This window comes from Vibrio sp. ES.051, assembly GCF_002563795.1.
Classification (GTDB): domain Bacteria; phylum Pseudomonadota; class Gammaproteobacteria; order Enterobacterales; family Vibrionaceae; genus Vibrio.
The window spans coordinates 506,719-524,690 of sequence record NZ_PDJL01000003.1; the positions used below are offsets into that span (position 1 = coordinate 506,719).

Here is a 17,972-nt window from a genome sequence, read left to right on the forward strand (position 1 = left end):
TTATTATTTAGTTTACTTATTATTAATTAACTGGTAATTTATAATTAAAGATAAAAATAAATGATAAGGTTTTAATTATGGCCAACAACGCAGATGCAATTAATGTAGCAGTCGATAAAGAAAGATATAACAAAAATAATGATGGTATGTATTATACGCCGTACCGACATAGAAAAGGTATGACTCTTTATCTTCGATTAAATATAAAGATAAATAATGAAGATTCTAGAAATAGACCTCCAATGACAATGGTGATTAATGTTGCTCAAAAACGTATTGATGAGTACCCCAAGTATACATTTGAAGAATTTGTAACTAACAATGCTTCTGAATGTGTGAAGTCGGGGGAGTTCGAGATTACTCGAGGTGCATATGAGAAATTTTTAGCTAAGCATAAATACTATTACGGAATATATCAAAAAGCAAAAGTGAATGAATGCCGTGGTTATTTCGAGATTGACAGAGCTGGAATTAAGAAAGAGGCGGCAAAGATATCAAAGCCAATCCATGACGTTGCAGATATTGTTGAAAAGCTTGCTTTAGATGGTATTTTGAGTGCTGTAGAAGCACAAGATCTGTATCAGTCAATGTACAGAATTAAACAAGTATTAGACGCATACGTTATGCCTGATATTCTTTTTCAGAATATGCTTTTCTATGATAAGAAATTAACTGATAAAATTAAGACTTACAATCATTTATCTAACTTCAAAATCTCAAGTAAAGCAAATGCTGATCGTTTTGTTAAACACATGAGTAAAATAGACAGTTTTGAGACTGGTAATAGAGTTAAAAAATTAAGCACTGAAAGAAAGGTATTAGAGTCTTTGTGTTCCAGTCTTTAATAAAGCTCATTGATATCTGCCAGATCAAAGATCTGGCTTTTTACATTTTATGCGAATGTACATTTTGGAATCTAGTGGATGAATAGGATTGTTTTTCAAAAAATGATGGATTAGTATTAACTCATACTCTTCTGTCAATATTTAATAGGGATGATTATGATGGATGATATTCATAAACAGCTTGGCGTTAATAAGTCCTTTCTTAACGACACATTCGCAATGATCCGCATATCTAAAAACGGCGAAGTTTGGGTGCAATATCAAGATAAGATGGATATACCATCAGGCTCTAAAGCAATTAATATTACAGCTGATGCTCTTAAGATTATTGCGCTTCATCAAAGTAGTGAATAATGAGAGCGTGGTTTAAAGAAATTTGATATTAAGGTTTGATAAATTTGCTGTAATTTATCATTATTATCACTAGTTTCCCTTTGATTTAAAGAAAGTTGTTATATATTTATTAACTGGATAAACTATGAAAGCTAGAATCGGAATCGCCTCGGAAGAACTCGTTCGCAAGTATATATTGGATGTTGCAGCTGGTAAATTAAACCATGTGGAAGATATGCCTCAATTCTGGTTTGCATCTTTAACAGAGCTGTCACAGGTTTTAACTAACGATAATATTAAGCTCTTGAATATGATGGCTTATGAGAGGTCAAATAGTGTAGGGAAGTTATCTGAGATAACAGGTCGCAGTGTCGAAGAGCTTTCGATTTCTATTGATGAGATTGCAGCTAAAGGTTTTGTTCGTATTGATAGATGTGGAAACGAAGAGCGTCTTACTGCAATTTATACATCTTTTGAGGTCCTCATGGGTAAAGAACTGGAAGATCTGCTTCTATAGCTCATCAATTTTTAATACATGGAGTTGGTGCGCAGACGTGAGACTGGCGTTATATCGATGAGGTGTATTCGATCCCTGAAACGTGTGCAGAGAGCAATCGTTTACGTTACTAAATTGTAAAAATATGGCGACTTGCTTGAAAAACAACGTAAACGCGATCGAAATCACCGAAATACGAATCTCCCGTTTCTAAAGGGGGAGCTAAAATTAGTTGTGCAAGAACATCAAATCTAGTTCAGGGTTACTTCTTCTTGTAATCGCAAACAGAACGGGTTCATCTCAGAAAGAATGAATTCTTCAAACCAAATATTTACATCATCAAGTAACTTCAACCCTTTCTTGGCCGTATATACCGAAAGTAAGTCAAGCTCTTCAAGGTCGATCATCTCTTCAAGAGGTGAAGACCTTACTAAGTTATGAATCGATCTATTTCGCTCTTTACGCCACGAGTCCACATCACGCTTAAGATTCTTGGGTAAAAACTCATCACACAGTTCTGTGAGCTTTGCAAAGCTCTTTGTCCCTGCTTTTTGCCCTTTCAAGTACAAAACCAACGATAAACGGTCTGAAATGCAACTTTCTTCAAGAGCGATTGCTTCGAGATAAAATTCTTGGTTTATGGCCTCGTTGATACGCTCAACAATGTGCTTAGAGCGCTCTTCTTTCTTGATGATCGTTGAATAAGCAGAAAACTCTTCATCTGGGATGTGTCTTGAGATGTGCAAATTCATCACCATAGGCCTAAAGCTTGGCATAGAATCCAAGATCTCGGTGAATTGTTTCATAAAGGTATCAAGATATGTGTATGTATAGACGTTCTCACGCTTTAACCACCAAGAATAAAGCATATCCTTTTCGGTTCTTGGGATTTGAATAACTCGCTCTCCGATATGGGAAATATAATTGTGTATATTATGAAGAAAGAATGTGCAATGGAATAGAATCGTTTTCCCTTCTGGATACATTGCGTAGGCTTCTGGGGTCATATCATTAATATGAGTTTCAAAGACTTTCTTTTGTTCTACATGCTCATTTTCAATGAGTAAACACAGTGCATTGAGCAGATCTGTAGGGTTCTTTACATCAAAACCATCTAACCATAGTGATTCGAACAGCCCAAAAGCAAAGCTATAACCATCAATGTAACCATCTTTGAAGAATGTGTAGTGTTTGCGACTTTCGAGTTGAGCTTGTTGCTCTTCCAATGAGATATTCACTAGGTTCTTGTTCATTTCACTTCCTGATAATACGCCGAGATATCAAAATCAGACATTAGAAAATCTTAGTCTAGATGAACACGTTAGTTTAGTGAAGAACATCTACCCTAAGTCGAAGTAGGGCACTTTTTAGTTACAAAGTGCCAACTATTAAGGTTCTGGACAATTCCGAGTTTGGATTTTTAAGAGATAACGAACACTCGAAGAAGATCAGATTGGGCAAAAACAAAACCTGATCCCATTTTCACATTTCTATACTTCTAGTGCTTTATCAAGAGCATCAAGTGATGAAACAATTGTTCCGACTGTTCCATTCTCAAACTCGACTCGATCTGTTTCTTCGTGTGTGCCCTTGTTCAAGTAGACCCAGTGTGGATCTTGACCGCCAACTCCAAGTAAAGAATCTAATGCAACAACAATATCTGCTTTATTTGGTATAGCTGCTTTGGACTTGTTTAATTTAGAGCGCAAGTTATCAGCTAAAGCTCTTAAGTCCCAAGGTGCATGGGGAGTACGCCTAGAAACACTGATTGGTTTATCTGTATTGTCACAATGCTTTCCATAGTGTAGCCATGCCTTTTCACAAAGGTGTTCCAAAGCTCTACGAGATGACATTAAAGCATCTCGATATTCAGCTTGCGCATATAACTCAGAAGCTGCCAAAACATAGTTTTTAGGGCGCTGAAGAGAAAGCACTTGAACGTGTCGTTCACCTTTTTGAGGCATAAAGATGTAGGATTCCGCGCTTTTAGCTGCTTTTGAACCTATCGTTTGATGTGTATCTTTAAAAAACTCCTCACCATGGCACGCCATAATAATTTGCTTGGCATTGAAGAACTCATCTTTAAATAAAGTTTCTCTGATTGCTTGTCTATGTTCGTCATCGATTGCATTAACTGGATCATCGAAGATCAACAGCGGACAATCCGTTTTGATGTTTTTGGCAAGCAATATCGCTAAACCTAAACAGCGAATGTGACCTTCACTGAGTACATGTAAAGCGTCGAAGTGTTTCTCAGGCTCTGCTTGGAAAGAAATCTTCAAGCGTTGGTTTTGTCCAAGTGGTAACTGAACTGCCGCTAGCTTATCGTTTGGAGAATCATAGCGATTGAATGCATTGTATAGCTCCGTTACTTTTTCACTCAAATCAGCAACTAGCTTAACTGGCAAAGCATTTTTATACGCATTAAGCTTCTCTACAAAGGATGCGTAGGCACTAACGATTTCCTTATTTCGTGCAACCACATGTTTTTCACCCTCAACACTAGAGATTAACTCTGCATTCTCCTGATCAAAACTAGCAATTGCTTGAGTTGCTTTTTCAAATGTTGTTTGAGCTGTTTGGCGGCGTGTTTGTAATACAGTTATGCTCTTCGCAAAACCACGTAGTCTATTCAGTTCCTGCTGCTTCGCCGTTCTAACTTGGACTTGTTGTTCAATTGCGGCATCGCTTTGCTCCAATTGTTGTACTTGCGCTTCCAGATGTTGCCAAGCCGTATAACCACCTTGCGACGGTTGAAGCATTGAGTTAAACCACTTAATTGTAGGCTGGATGTTAGAGGCAAGTCTAAACTTATGAAGAGGGTTAGCTGTTAAACGATCACAGGAAACATTAATGACTTGTGATAGTTCCGCCAATGACTGATTAAGGCTCTGATAGTATTCTTGGGATTTAGCTTGTAAAACTGCAAGATGCTGTAGCTTTTGCAGCTCTTCGTCTGCATGTGCATAAGGATTCAGGGCTGTCTGTGTCAATGGAGTTTTACAGGCTGGGCACTTATCAGGGCTATTCGCTTGTAATTTAGATACTGATTCATACAACTGCTTAAATGATACTTGCTGACTGGCATTAACCAATTCTTGTTGGCTAGCATTGTAGTTAGCAAGGTTTGTATTGATTTCACTTCGAATAATAGCAAGCCTAGCTTGGGTCAAGCCGCTTTTCGCATATACTGGCTGTTGCAAATCAGTTTCCAATTTACTAATTAGCCCAGGGTTTTGATCGTCACCGTTTAGCTCTATCATCATTTGATTATAAGTACAGCCTAGACGATATTGTTGTGCCAGCGCAGCCTCTTCACCACCAAGCTGCTTCAAGTTGGTGTTGTTTTGTTCTATTTGTTGTTGATGTCCAACAAGAGTCTGTCGCTTAAGGTTCAACTGAACTGATTTTTCACCAACTAAATCAATATACTTACCATCGATTTCTGGTGAAAAGTTTTTTACGAATTCATTAAATGAATCTAACCCAAACAGTGTTGATATCAGCTCCATTTGTTTAGCTGGTGCCTGCGCTGCAATGCGAGAAAAGCTATCAATTCTGTTCTTTTCTACAAAACAGAAGCGATATAAAGATTCGTCAGGTTGGAGTACTACATCATTTCCTTGATGATCAACACCCAAGATCTGTGGTGGACTAAATGAGTTGGTATGAGCATTTTTCAGGTAATCATCCTGATTACGGAACCGCTTATTTTGCGCTTCTTCAACAGCACCTAGCAAACCATACTCTAACGCCTCGCAGAAACTTGATTTACCTGTACCATTTGGCCCGTAAATCAAAACAAGCAGACTGTGTAGGCTCAAAGACTCTTTTTTGGCAAAACCACGAAAAGGACCAATTTCAATAGACTTTAGCTGCTTGAACATTTTGCCAGCGTTACCAGTCTCGTATGTAACTTCTGCAATGGCATCTGAAAGGTTAGCCCACTGATTTGATGCTAGGCTAGCAACTTTCTTGACTCGTTTGCCTTGTGTCGTGCCTAATGGATAAACCTCTTCAAAGTGCGCAAAAACAAGATTTGCAACTTTTCGTACGCCTGCTGACACCTCCTCGGCATTCAATGTTTGCAAAAAGCGCAAATATTCATTTTTTATCATTACTATTCCCTACCAAACCGATCACAGGTTAGCTATTTTTAGTTTTAAATCTGTTCTAACTGCTCCAAAGTTCACTAACGTTGCAATCAAACAGGGAGGGGGCAGGTCTTGCCTTTGCCTCGATCATAAATTTTATTTATGCGATTATGAGCTAAGAATGAATGCTGCTCTCTCGAGCGTAACACAGTTTGGGCACTTCTGTGTTAAGAAGTGCCAACTGTGAAAGTGCTGGACATTTCTTTGTTATATGTCTTGTTATATTAGTAATCAATGATTTAACTTAGATATGGGAAACTCGTTTAGTTGAGTGTCCAGTCTGGCTGGAGCAGATCAGATCCTCCCTCAGCACGGTTCTGGATAAAAGCATCAAAAGTTGCTTAACTTAGAGTCCAGTATTGATCAGCACCACAAAACCTATTCATTCGACTCCTGCGGCGCGAGCCGCTCATAATCAGCACTGCTTTCGCAGTGCATCAATCGATGTTTAATTCATAGTCAACAAACCATCTTTACCCTTTATAGAGGGTAGTCTGTCGTTTACCCCCGATAAGGGGTAAGACCGTTCCTTTTCAAGGATTTCGTTTTTCTTTTTATATATAAATGAAGTCAAAAGTAAATACTTTATGTTACTTAAGTTATTGTATTTTATAGTAATAATTCATTGACATAATGCTTTTGGTGAGTTCTAATGAAAATGAATGCTCTCTATCTCAATTTGCATAAAGATTGAGTTAAATAAACTAAATAATATCAAATAATTCATCACCTTAGAGGTGAAGGGAGGACTTTACTAGTATATAAATGGAGAAATAAAAATGGTTAAACAAAAAAACAAACTTATCCGTGATCTATGTGACTCAGCAAAACCTATAGTTGCGAATAAAACTGATCAGCGCATCACTGATGATGTGAAAGAGGGCGTAAGAGAAATCGTATCGAACTCTAATAACGACTTTATTGACACAGTAAAGTTGGCTTCAAGTCCCATTGATAGAGAAGATATTGATACAGAAAGAGTTAAGATTATTACTCACTTTCAAGAGGCTTTTCCCTGGGATTATGGAGACGGATTTAACGCCATTGTAACAGCTAGTATACAGAGTGAAGAGCATCAGTGGTCTGGTGACCTATTTGTTCAATTATACGATGGAGAATTCTCATCTGATTGCCAAGTTTCAGCCCTAGATTTAGATCACCAGAATTGTTTAATTTCTGACTATGATAACCTTACAGTATTCAGTTCATATACTGAAGAAACAATGACAGAGTTCTTTGAAAAAGTTATAGAAGCAGCAGAGATGGGGTTTTCTGAGGAGTATACTTTTGAAGCATTGCTTGAGGAGAGAACGGGCCTTGACGTTGAGGATTATGATTTCCAGGTAGCGGGTTGCGGTGTAGGCAATGACATCCGTTTAGAAAACTATAAAGCTGTCAATGGAGAACAAATTGTTTTAGTGGCTGTTGATAATCGAGCAAGAGCAGAGTTACGAATTAACCGCTTCAAACTTTTCGCGAGTAACGACGACTATAATGAATTTCTAGATGAGTGTATGAATCTAAACGGTAAACGATTGCAATGGAATGATTGGAATTATGCTCTAAACATATACCAACACATGGATAAACCAGATAATGATTGGTGATTTTCTAAAAGAGCATGTTTAGAAGTATATAATTAGTTACTATCAGTACTAGTAATAAAGCTAAAGTCATTCACTATGAATTGAATCAAACCAGGATTCATATACTGCTAAAAGCTAGCACCTATTCTTCGGTAAATCGACCCTGCGGGGTCGTAAATTGCGGCGATATCATCTGACGCCGCATTGCCTATTTCGGCGATAACCCTTGTGCTGTTAGGCATACAGTCTCAGTCCCCAAATCCGTTGTTTCATCCTTTTCTCATCCTAGAGTTCAAGAGCTACGCCGTGATACATATGGTGCGCAGGCCAAAGCACGAAGCACCATATCATTGTTTCGGTCAAAGCTATCCTTTAAGCAGCCATAACGAATAGTTTGCCCCCGTGATTGACGACCTTTAAGAGTGCCTTAAGTCACAGCCAAGCAAATCGGTCATTTGTAATCTGCGGCGAGAGCCGCTTCCCGTGAACGAGCACTGTTTACACAGTGCATTGGTCAATAATTGAATAGTTTTAATCAAACCAAAGTTTATAGTGCAATTTACCCCCTCTAGAGGGTAAGTCGGCTTTTACCCCCGATAGGGGGTAAAGAGGTTTCCTCCCACTAGTCCATGTTTCTTATTAGATATAAACAAGCTTAAAAGTAAATGTAAGTCATTGTTTTTAATGTAAATAGTGGTTGACTGGGCAGTTTTTATTGGTTTTAATATACCTGAAAACTCTCTATCTCTACTTGCGTAAAGATTGAGTTAAACAAATGAAACTATATTAAAAACATTCGTCACCCTAGCGGTGAGAAGGAGGGTATTACTAGTCAATAAATGGAGTAAATATTATGAATTTCAATGTAATTAAAAAGAACAGAAAGTACTTTGCTGCGACAACAGACAATAATAAATCTTGTAAGATTTTGATCGACGAGTGCTCAAAAGACTTAGAGTTAGGTGAGCATTTTCTTGCTGTTATAGATATCTCAGTTCGCTCAAAGTATGGGACTGATCTGATTTATAAGTTAGCAGCAAACGTAGAAGAACAAACTAAATTAGGCATTTGTTCTTTAAAATCAGCATATAACACACTGTTGATTGAAGAGTGCCGTAAACTCGGCGGTACTTGGGATAAATCTCAGGGCGCTTGGATATTTTCAAGTATTGTAGAAAAAGAAGTTGAAGAACTCGATCAAACCTTCAATAGCGATCTCATTACGATTGAGATTGAGGCTATCGAGGAAATACAAGAGCATGGCAAGGCGATAGAGTTTCTTGGGTATCCTGTTTGTAAAGCATTTAGTCGTGATTCAGGTGCTCGAATTGAAACTGGGATTGCATTACTATCGGGCTATTGTACTTCGGGTGGCTCAAAAAAACGATGGACAACCGTCTTGAGTGAAGGCGCGACTTTAAGGCTAAAGATCCCAGTGGATTTACTCAATATTTATGAAGACAAAAAATTTCAAGTTAAAACCATATAAATGATTCATAAATAAGAGTAAAAATAATGTCAAATCGCATAATAAATATTATCGAATTTAAAACTGAAGATCTTGCTCATGCAAGTTCCATTATTGAGTGCATTAGTAATGAAAATAATGAGTTAGATTTTAATAGGTTAATTCCTAGCCCTGAGTATCTAAAGGTTTTGGAAGGAAAGAATAGTTCTTGTCATGTTGAGCAAGACAGTGATTGGAATTATAAACATTGGTACTCAAAATGGAACGCTTGGCACAGTGAATTCAAGCTTGAGGAAAAATATGAATATGTTTACGGTAGAATTAGCTTTATTTCCTTTAATAATATGCCATACCCAATATTCATCGCGCTATCAGAGAAGTACCGTGAAATCCGCTTTAAAGTAAAATTTGCTGACCAATATGCTTTTGGTTGTGATTGTGGATTTCTAGTCTTCCAGAATGGACTGGAAATTGACTGTCATGTGTCACCTAATGAATTTGAGTCAGATGAGCAATACTCGTATTGGCTAGATATCGCAATGAGTGTTTAATAATTTTTCAGCTCAATCGTTAGAGAGCAAGCTACCTCCCTCAAAGTCTAGACGCAGCTTGCTTTTTTAGCTAGATCAAAGTTTTACTTTGTGCAATCCAGCCTTTCCTTGACCACCAAAAAATCAACCCACCATCATTTGTGATATAAAATGTGCCTTTCTCCTTTTTGCTCATTTGTATGACAGTGTTGCCTTCAACGCCATGATCCAACAAAATCGATAAGCTAAGATCTGATCCACTATGTTTATCCAATAACTTAGCCTAATGCCGAAACCTCGCTACAAAACCACTAATTGGAATCAATACAATCTATCGCTTATTAATAGTGGTTCTCTGACATTCTGGATGGATGAAGAAGCTATTCACAAGTGGAAGCAGAGTAAACAAGGTAAACGTGGTAGACCTCGTCAGTTCGGCGACTTAGCCATTACCACTGCGCTTATGATGAAACGAGTTTTCTCAATGTCGTTGAGAGCATTGCAAGGGTTTATCGATTCTGTTTTTTCATTGGCTAACGTTCCTATAGTCTGTCCACATTACAGTTGTATCAGTCGAAGAACTAAGCAAGTCGAGGTTTTATTTAAACCAAAGACTAGAGTGGTAATACACAGCATCTAGCCATCGATGCAACAGGCCTCAGGTTTATGGCGAAGGTGAATTGAAGGTCAAGAAGCATGGTACTGACGGGAAGCGTAGAGTCTGGAGAAAGTTGCATTTAGCGGTAGACACCAGCACTCACGAAATCGTCGCGGCAGAACTGAGTTTATCTAATGTTACCGATGTAGAAGTCTTTTCTAACTTGCTCAAGCAAACACGCCGAAGAATTATTGAGATATCTGGTGATTGCGCTTATGACACAAGGGATTGCCACGATGCCATACGGATCAAGCGAGCTGTTCCACGAATCCCACCAAGAGAAAAGGCAGCCTTCTGGGAGAATGGTCACCCTAGGAATTTAGCGGTAGGTTGCCAGAAGCTCTACGGAGCCAACAGTAAGTGGAAAAAGTGGTACGGCTATCATAAATGCTCACTATAAGAGACAGCAATGTATCGAGTGAAGCAGTTGTTAGGTGACCGGTTAAGCCTGAGAAACTACAATGCTCATACGCTATGATTAAAGCGCTGAACAAACTTACAGGGCTTGGTATACTTGAAACGCAGTGTGTTAATTGCTCAATTTCAGGCAGTTTGGTTCTCTGACCGAATTACGCAACAAAGCCCGCAACATCATCAAAAACTGACTTTAGATACTCTGGATCTACTAAAAAATCATCTTATGATGAAATGATATTGTCAGTGTGGAAAGCGTTATAGAAACAATTATTAATTTAAGTTTGTTCTTTCGAATATGCCCCTCTAATCAAAGAGGGGCTTGAAAAATATTTTATGTTTTTACTCATTCAAGAAAGGCATCAAGAGCTTGAGTAGGCTGGCGCGTATTTGGATCCCATGCACCCAACGTATAACCTTGCCAACTATATGCCTGTGGCTCCCAATAGAAAATCCCAATGCCTTTATCTTGATTAACATTACGTACTTTTTGGATCATATCGGCAACGATAGTCTTTGCTTGAGGCTCATCCCAAGGCACGCCAATTTCAGTGATCATCACTTCCGTTCCGTAGCGTTCGACCATGTCATTGAGATTAGAGAGGCATTGATTGTTTGCTTCTTGCCAAGTAAGGCCAGTAGCATTCTTGGGATAGGACGATGCGCCAATAACATCCCACCAAGCACTGTTGGATTGTAAGCCATCAAGAATCCATCGGAAATTAGCATTGTCGTGACAGTTTGCTAAATGGACAATGACCTTGGCATCTGGGAATACTTCTTTGGCTGCGTTGCGTCCGCCATTAAACAACCAGGCATAGTTACGCATATTGCTTGAAGCCATTCCTTCATTCCATAGCATTCCGTTATTGGTTTCATTACCGACTTGAATCCATTTTGGTGTTATACCTGCAGCTTTTAAGGTGTTGAGCGAGTCTCTAGTGTAAGACCATACTTGTCCCATTAAATCTTCAAAGCTCAGTTGTTGCCATGCTGCGGGTTTCCATTGATTTCCTGGATCGGCCCAAGTGTCGCTATAGTGGAAATCAATCATCACATCCATATTCGCGTCTTTGGCCCACTGAGCTTTGACAATTACATCATCCAGTGAGCTGTAATAACCATCACTGGGATTAACCCAGACACGAAGACGTACTGCGTTCATGCCATGGTCTCGTAATATTGAAAGGACATCTTGTCGATAGCCCCAATCGTTGTAGAACTCGTAGCCACTGTCTTCCATCTGAGTTATCCAACTAATATCCGCACCTTTAATAAAAGCGTGAGAATAGTTTGAGGCCACTAATGAGCCGAAGATAGCTAGGGTTTTTAGCGTATTATTCATCGTTTCTCCGTTTTTATATATTCACGTTTTGATTGTTTTTAAACGTAAATAATATAGCAACGAATCTTAGTGTTGAGGTTATGTATAAAAGTGTTAGTGATTATTTTTATAAGGTAATTTACGTAGTTGTGATTGTGGATAAATTATCTAAGTAAATTTACTTAGATAATTGTGATTATGACCCATCTACAAAATTATCAAGTCAATTTTATCATTCGTGAGGTATTGAAGAATCATAAATTAGTTCGCAGTTAGTTAATTTTAAAGCTGTCTCGCCATATGAATTCATGACCAAATAAAACCGTTTTTTTGTATTTTCTACCTTCCATTTTTTCAATAAACATATCAATTGCTACTTCTCCCATTTCAAACGGGAACAGTCGCATTGTTGTCAGGCTTGGACTCATATGTCGGGCTGACGAGATATCATTGGTGCCGATGACTTGTATATCGGTTGGAATGGTTAACCCAGCTTCATAAATGGCTCGATAAACACCAACGGCCACCATATCTGTCGCGGCGTAGACCACGTCTGGAAGTTCATCGAGTTGTAGCATTTCTTTCATTGCTTGGTATCCCGACTCGATGCAATACTCTTTACTCACTTTACATAGCGCATCGTGATACAAGCCGTTTTCTTTGGTTACTTTACGAAAAGTATGTAAGCGCTCCTCGTTATTGCCAATAAAAGCAGGTCGTTTACAACGGCTTTTCAGTACATTTTGCATAACGTCATTGGACAACGCCAATCTGTCAATTAAGACCGCATCGGTTTTGCTACCTAAAGGGTTCGAGTCAACAAATATGATATTGTGGTTAGCTTGATATATGGTATCTACAATATGTTTGGAGAAATGTCCGACTGCAATGACGGCTGGAGCGTTTTCTATTAGATTTATATTGGTATCAATCTGGTCTAGATGGATTGTTTTTAAATCGATGCCTTTTTCTAAGCAACGATTTTGAATGCCAGCACGAATCGAAGTGAAATACGGGTCGTCTATTTCCTGTGTGGGAGTCAAAAAGTTCAACATAACAACATCACGTATGCCAACTGGCTCGTTCGTTTTGGTTACTTCATGATGAACAAACTGTTTTTTACTGCGTTTAGGGGATTGATAGCCAAGAGACTCGACTGCCTCCAAAATAGCACGCTTTTTGTCTTCACTTACAGACAAAGTAGGGTCTTCGTTAAGAAAGCGAGAAATAGTAGAAGTAGAAATATTAGCTCTTTGTGCAATGTCTTTAAGTGTAGCCAAAAGATTACCCTATATTATATTTAGTGGACGGCTCTATCATGCCAAAGAGCATTTTGAATGCTCTTTGGCGTTAAAACGTTAATGCGTTGATTGTACAGAATCAAATGTAATGACGTTTCCATCAGGTTCAAAAATGTGTAAATGGGAAGGTGATGTAAATAGCGAAATTGACTCACCTGGCTGTACTTGAGTGTCCCCATGATGAAGGTATTTGAAGTCATCCACGCCGCCACATTGGCCAAAGATGTAGGTCATGCCTCCCAATCTCTCAACCACTTCACATTGGAATGTGAGTGTGATCATATCTGGATTGTTCGTGAGGTGTTCAGGTCTAATACCCAACGTCAGTGCTTTGCCTGGTTCAATCTTAACTGTTTTTATTGGTAAGGTTATTGAGCGGCCTACATCTAGACTCACTGTTAAGCTGTTTTCATCCCACGCTTCAACGGTACAAGGAAGAAAATTCATTTTAGGTGAACCAATAAATCCAGCAACAAATCTGTTAATAGGGTTATGGTACAGATCCATTGGTGAGCCAACTTGCTCAACTTTCCCATCACGAAGTACGACGATTTTATCCGCTAATGTCATGGCTTCCACTTGATCGTGCGTTACATAGACCATGGTTGATTTAAGCTCTTGGTGTAGCTTTGCTATATGCAGACGCATATCTACGCGTAATTCTGCATCAAGGTTGGATAGAGGTTCATCAAATAAAAATACTTTAGGATCTCTCACGATAGCACGACCGATAGCAACGCGCTGACGTTGCCCGCCTGACAGTTGGGCTGGTTTACGATCAAGTAGATGTTCTAACTGTAGTGCTTTACCAACCAGCTGTACTTTTTTATCTCGCTCTTCTTTTGGAACTTTGTTTACTTTTAGTGAGTACCCCATATTTTCTGCAACAGTCATATGGGGGTATAGAGCATAAGACTGGAATACCATAGCAACCCCTCGTTCTGATGGTGGAGTGTCGTTAACGACATTTCCCGAAATAGATATTGCTCCATCACTGATGTTTTCTAGGCCTGCAATCATACGCAAGAGCGTTGATTTTCCGCAGCCCGATGGACCAACAAATACCACAAACTCACCTTCTTCTATCGACAAGTTTACGTTGTAAATGGTTTGGGTATCGTCAAAACGTTTTACGACATTGGATAATTGGATCGAAGACATTTTAATTCCTCTTAAATGATAATAAATAAAGTGTGTGATCTAATTCGATTTTTATTTAGTAAATTTTATTTTCACTTGTCTGATTCATCACAATAACTGCTAGCTTTAGTGATTTAAATCACATCGATGAATAGCCCGTATGGAAAAAATAACACAAAGGAGCATATTTGCACCATAAATTTTATTTTTACCAAAACGAAAGGCGTGAAATTTTATGGATAGCAATAAATTTAGTAAAAAACTATCTGCTCTTGCAGTTACCGCTCTATTTTGTTCGCCAATGGCGTTAGCGCAGCAGTCCTTATTAGTCTGGGAAGACATTCAAAAGTCTTTGGGTAATAAAGAGGCGGTCGCAGCGTTTGAAAAGAAACATGATGTGAAAGTGAATGTGCTTGAAATGCCATATGGCGGTCAGGTCGAATCACTGCGCATGGATGGCCCAGCAGGTACTGGCCCTGACGTCGTCTTGATCCCACATGATCAGATTGGTGGGGCGGTTATCCAAGGTTTACTTGCTCCAGTTCAGGTCGATAAAGCCGTTACCGATACATTTAGTCAATCTTCTATTAACGCATTGACTTACAATGGTGTGCTATACGGCTTGCCAAAATCCGTTGAAACCGTATTTATGGTTTACAACAAAGATCTTATTGCTGAGCTGCCAGAAACGATGGACGAAATATTTGAGCTGTCTAAGAAGTTTCGCGAAGAAAATAAATACGGTTTGCTAGCAAAATGGGATGAGCTTTATTACACCTACGGAATTTTAAACGGTATGGGGGGGGATGTTTTCGCTAAAAAAGCCGACGGTTCGTACGATCCTAATAAAATATTACTGAATACTCCAGGGGCAGTAGAAGGCGCAAAATTCATTCAGAAGTTCTATGACTCTAAAGTATTCCCTACAGGCATCATTGGTAATAACGGGCTTAATGCTATCGATTCACTATTCACGTCGGGCAAAGCTGCGATTGTTCAAACCGGTCCTTGGGCGCTCCAGCCTTACAAAGAAGCAGGAATCAATTACGGTGTAGCACCTCTTCCAAAATTGCCGTCTGGTGAGCAAATGGGTTCATTTATGGGTGTTAAGAGTTATAGCATTTCCACTTTCTCGAAAAACAAGCCATTAGCGCAAGAGTTTATTACATTCGTTAATAATTATGACAATGCTAAGCGCCGCTTTGAGCTAACTGGAGAGGTTCCAGCAGTGACAAAATTGGTGGACGATCCTGTTATCAAGACTGACCCAGGTGCAAGTGCAGTGGCGATGCAATCCATTCACGCTACATCTATGCCTTCCATTCCAGAAATGAATGAAGTGTGGGGCCCTGCGAACAGCGCACTTCAATTGATCGCAACGAATAAACAAGATGCGAAAAGTGCACTCGACTCTGCGGTAGACAGCATCAATATGCAAATCGAAGCTAACCACGCAATGATGGGTCAATAATTCAAAGATATTGTTCTGGCGAAAGCAATTGTTGGCCCTAGTTACTCGTCTGGGGCTGACAGATGACAGAAGTTTCCGAAATGGAGTTGTAAGTGATGTCTGATATGAGTGAACATTTTGAGCATAACTTGGGGCTATATCGATCCCAACGGTTTACTGCTTCTTTACTTGCGTTAATTCCTGGCTTTGGCCAGTTTTATAACCGACAGTTTGTAAAAGGCATGATGTTCTTTATCTTGCTAACAAGTTTTTATGCAGTAACTCGTGATTTTATTTCCCACGGTATGTGGGGTCTTGTAACACTAGGCGAAAACCTACCAGAGGACAATTCAGTTTTCCTACTCGCAGAAGGTATTATTGCTTCGCTAGTGGTGGTGTTTGGTTTGGTGGTTTATATACTCAGCATTAATGACGCATATAAAAACGGTCAACTGCTTGATAAAGGCCGTCCACTGAACTCATTGCGTGTGCAGTATCGCAATGTTATCAATGCTGGCTTCCCTTATCTGATGATAAGTCCAGGTTTTATCCTTTTAGTCTTTGTTGTTGTGTTTCCGATCATTTTTGGTTTTGCGATTGGTTTTACTAACTACAACCTTTACAACTCACCGCCTGCCAAGCTGGTTGACTGGGTTGGATTGAAGAACTTCTTCAATATTTTCCAAATTAACTTGTGGCGTAACACCTTTATCGATGTGTTGCAGTGGACAGTCGTTTGGACATTAGTAGCATCAACATTGCAATGTACAGTCGGGGTTCTATTGGCGATTCTAGTTAACCAGAAAGACCTTAAATTTAAACCTCTGATCCGTACTATCTTTATTCTACCTTGGGCGGTACCTGGCTTTGTTACCATCCTTATTTTTACCGGGATGTTTAACGACAGCTTTGGTGTCATCAACAACGTGATTCTCGACTTCTTTGGTATTGACCCTAAAGCTTGGCTGACAGACCCATTCTGGACGAAAGTCGCGCTCATCATGATCCAAACCTGGTTAGGTTTCCCATTTGTATTCGCCATGACAACGGGGGTTCTACAGGCGATCCCTAACGATCTTTATGAAGCTGCGACGATGGACGGTGCAAGTAAATTCCAGCAATTAAGAACCATCACTTTACCGCTGGTAATGTACTCAATCGCTCCAATTTTGATCACTCAATACACGTTTAACTTTAACAACTTCAATATTATTTATCTGTTTAACAATGGTGGTCCTGCTGTCATTGGTAGCAACGCTGGCGGCACCGATATCTTGGTGTCATGGATTTACAAACTAACGATGTCCTCATCGCAATACGGTATTGCATCTGCAATCACTTTATTATTGTCGATTTTTGTTGTGGGCATTGCTCTTTGGCAATTCCGTATGACCAGTTCATTCAAAGATGAAGCGAGATAACAATATGAGTATTAAACGTAGTAATCGCATCCGCTTGACATTGAGTTACGGCCTGATTTTGTTGGTCTCGGTGATCATTATTTATCCATTAGTGTGGACGGTTGGTGCGTCGTTCTATCCGGGTAACAGTATTATGGGTGAGTCCATTTTCCCGGATAAACCGACTTTGAGTCATTACGCAACTTTGTTTGCTAATGACAAAGTGGCTTACCTGACTTGGTTTTGGAACAGCTTGAAAATCAGCTTTTTGACCATGGTACTGACGTTGATCAGTGTGTCATGTACGTCATATGCGTTTTCACGCTTTCGTTTTAAAGGTCGGAAAAATGGTTTAATGCTGTTCCTTCTGTTGCAGATGATCCCTCAATTCTCTGCCCTGATTGCGATATTTGTCCTAGCACAAATGTTGGGGTTGATTAATAGCCATCTTGCATTAGTACTGGTTTATGTTGGAGGTATGATCCCGATGAACACGTATTTAATGAAAGGTTACTTGGACGCGATACCTAAAGATCTTGATGAGTCGGCAAAAATGGATGGCGCGAGTAATATTCGTATTTTTTTGGAAATTATACTGCCAATTTCAAAACCAATTATTGCGGTAGTGGCATTATTCTCTTTCACGGGACCACTAGGCGACTTTATTCTCGCAACAACGATTTTAAGAACGCCTGAAAATTATACGTTACCAATTGGGTTATATAACCTTGTTGTAGAAAAAATGGGGGCGAGTTATACCACATATGCAGCAGGTGCTGTGCTTATTTCAATACCTGTAGCGCTTCTTTATCTATCACTACAAAAATACTTTGTATCTGGCTTAACAGCAGGTAGTACCAAAGGCTAATACTA

Annotated in this window: 14 protein-coding genes and 1 pseudogene; 10 read left to right on the forward strand and 5 right to left on the reverse strand. The window is 39.2% G+C overall.

All coding sequences use genetic code 11. The features are described from left to right. The first annotated feature begins 77 nt into the window (after positions 1-77). The 3 genes from ATG66_RS03000 (at position 78) to ATG66_RS03010 (ending at position 1,695) form a co-directional block, all read left to right on the forward strand. Positions 78-845, forward strand: coding sequence for a hypothetical protein (locus tag ATG66_RS03000; RefSeq protein ID WP_098413897.1), 768 nt, complete (start codon positions 78-80; stop codon positions 843-845). A gap of 156 nt (positions 846-1,001) precedes the next feature. Then, on the forward strand, positions 1,002-1,199 hold the full coding sequence (locus ATG66_RS03005; RefSeq protein ID WP_098413898.1) for a hypothetical protein: 198 nt from the start codon (positions 1,002-1,004) through the stop codon (positions 1,197-1,199). A 124-nt stretch (positions 1,200-1,323) separates the two neighbouring features. Next, on the forward strand, positions 1,324-1,695 hold the full coding sequence (locus ATG66_RS03010) for an HVO_A0114 family putative DNA-binding protein (RefSeq protein ID WP_098413899.1): 372 nt from the start codon (positions 1,324-1,326) through the stop codon (positions 1,693-1,695). Between the two features lie 230 nt (positions 1,696-1,925). Here ATG66_RS03010 and ATG66_RS03015 read toward each other — a convergent pair whose 3' ends face one another. Continuing rightward, a complete protein-coding gene (locus ATG66_RS03015; RefSeq protein ID WP_025789591.1) occupies positions 1,926-2,927 on the reverse strand; it encodes a hypothetical protein in 1,002 nt (333 codons plus the stop codon). Positions 2,928-3,164: 237 nt separating this feature from the next. Continuing rightward, the gene (locus ATG66_RS03020) at positions 3,165-5,792 is read right to left on the reverse strand and encodes an AAA family ATPase (RefSeq protein ID WP_098413900.1); all 2,628 of its coding nucleotides are present in this window, start codon (positions 5,790-5,792) and stop codon (positions 3,165-3,167) included. Positions 5,793-6,607: 815 nt separating this feature from the next. Here ATG66_RS03020 and ATG66_RS03025 point away from each other — a divergent pair. The 4 genes and pseudogenes from ATG66_RS03025 (at position 6,608) to ATG66_RS03045 (ending at position 10,634) form a co-directional block, all read left to right on the forward strand. Further along, positions 6,608-7,435: a hypothetical protein gene (locus tag ATG66_RS03025; RefSeq protein WP_025789589.1), complete on the forward strand. Its 828-nt coding sequence runs from the start codon at positions 6,608-6,610 to the stop codon at positions 7,433-7,435. 832 nt (positions 7,436-8,267) lie between these two features. After that, positions 8,268-8,903, forward strand: a complete 636-nt coding sequence (locus ATG66_RS03030; protein ID WP_025789588.1) for a hypothetical protein — start codon at positions 8,268-8,270, stop codon at positions 8,901-8,903. A gap of 26 nt (positions 8,904-8,929) precedes the next feature. Continuing rightward, entirely contained in the window at positions 8,930-9,433 is a 504-nt protein-coding gene (locus tag ATG66_RS03035; RefSeq protein WP_025789587.1) for a hypothetical protein, read from the forward strand. A 265-nt stretch (positions 9,434-9,698) separates the two neighbouring features. Then, positions 9,699-10,634 (forward strand): annotated as a pseudogene (locus ATG66_RS03045) (IS5 family transposase). A gap of 196 nt (positions 10,635-10,830) precedes the next feature. Here the strand turns inward: ATG66_RS03045 and ATG66_RS03050 are convergent. From ATG66_RS03050 to ATG66_RS03060, 3 genes are all read right to left on the reverse strand, one after another. After that, positions 10,831-11,829: a glycoside hydrolase family 53 protein gene (locus ATG66_RS03050; RefSeq protein ID WP_098413902.1), complete on the reverse strand. Its 999-nt coding sequence runs from the start codon at positions 11,827-11,829 to the stop codon at positions 10,831-10,833. 251 nt (positions 11,830-12,080) lie between these two features. After that, the gene (locus ATG66_RS03055; RefSeq protein ID WP_098413903.1) at positions 12,081-13,088 is read right to left on the reverse strand and encodes a LacI family DNA-binding transcriptional regulator; all 1,008 of its coding nucleotides are present in this window, start codon (positions 13,086-13,088) and stop codon (positions 12,081-12,083) included. A gap of 78 nt (positions 13,089-13,166) precedes the next feature. Continuing rightward, the gene (locus ATG66_RS03060; protein ID WP_098413904.1) at positions 13,167-14,270 is read right to left on the reverse strand and encodes an ABC transporter ATP-binding protein; all 1,104 of its coding nucleotides are present in this window, start codon (positions 14,268-14,270) and stop codon (positions 13,167-13,169) included. Between the two features lie 214 nt (positions 14,271-14,484). Between ATG66_RS03060 and ATG66_RS03065 the strand changes: the two genes are divergently transcribed. From ATG66_RS03065 to ATG66_RS03075, 3 genes are all read left to right on the forward strand, one after another. Next, positions 14,485-15,720, forward strand: coding sequence for an extracellular solute-binding protein (locus ATG66_RS03065; RefSeq protein WP_098413905.1), 1,236 nt, complete (start codon positions 14,485-14,487; stop codon positions 15,718-15,720). Positions 15,721-15,815: 95 nt separating this feature from the next. Further along, complete coding sequence (locus ATG66_RS03070) at positions 15,816-17,120, forward strand: sugar ABC transporter permease (protein ID WP_098413906.1); 1,305 nt, start codon at positions 15,816-15,818, stop codon at positions 17,118-17,120. 4 nt (positions 17,121-17,124) lie between these two features. After that, positions 17,125-17,967 (forward strand): sugar ABC transporter permease, encoded by an 843-nt coding sequence (locus ATG66_RS03075; protein ID WP_041157081.1) that lies wholly within the window; start codon positions 17,125-17,127, stop codon positions 17,965-17,967. Positions 17,968-17,972 lie beyond the last annotated feature (5 nt).

Coding starts and splice junctions, on each gene's coding strand:
- ATG66_RS03070 (WP_098413906.1), top strand. CDS start 15,816: ATGTCTGATATGAGTGAACATTTTGAGCATAACTTGGGGCTATATCGA.
- ATG66_RS03020 (WP_098413900.1), bottom strand. CDS start 5,792: ATGATAAAAAATGAATATTTGCGCTTTTTGCAAACATTGAATGCCGAG.
- ATG66_RS03060 (WP_098413904.1), bottom strand. CDS start 14,270: ATGTCTTCGATCCAATTATCCAATGTCGTAAAACGTTTTGACGATACC.
- ATG66_RS03065 (WP_098413905.1), top strand. CDS start 14,485: ATGGATAGCAATAAATTTAGTAAAAAACTATCTGCTCTTGCAGTTACC.
- ATG66_RS03035 (WP_025789587.1), top strand. CDS start 8,930: ATGTCAAATCGCATAATAAATATTATCGAATTTAAAACTGAAGATCTT.
- ATG66_RS03010 (WP_098413899.1), top strand. CDS start 1,324: ATGAAAGCTAGAATCGGAATCGCCTCGGAAGAACTCGTTCGCAAGTAT.
- ATG66_RS03050 (WP_098413902.1), bottom strand. CDS start 11,829: ATGAATAATACGCTAAAAACCCTAGCTATCTTCGGCTCATTAGTGGCC.
- ATG66_RS03075 (WP_041157081.1), top strand. CDS start 17,125: ATGAGTATTAAACGTAGTAATCGCATCCGCTTGACATTGAGTTACGGC.
- ATG66_RS03005 (WP_098413898.1), top strand. CDS start 1,002: ATGATGGATGATATTCATAAACAGCTTGGCGTTAATAAGTCCTTTCTT.
- ATG66_RS03025 (WP_025789589.1), top strand. CDS start 6,608: ATGGTTAAACAAAAAAACAAACTTATCCGTGATCTATGTGACTCAGCA.
- ATG66_RS03030 (WP_025789588.1), top strand. CDS start 8,268: ATGAATTTCAATGTAATTAAAAAGAACAGAAAGTACTTTGCTGCGACA.
- ATG66_RS03000 (WP_098413897.1), top strand. CDS start 78: ATGGCCAACAACGCAGATGCAATTAATGTAGCAGTCGATAAAGAAAGA.
- ATG66_RS03015 (WP_025789591.1), bottom strand. CDS start 2,927: ATGAACAAGAACCTAGTGAATATCTCATTGGAAGAGCAACAAGCTCAA.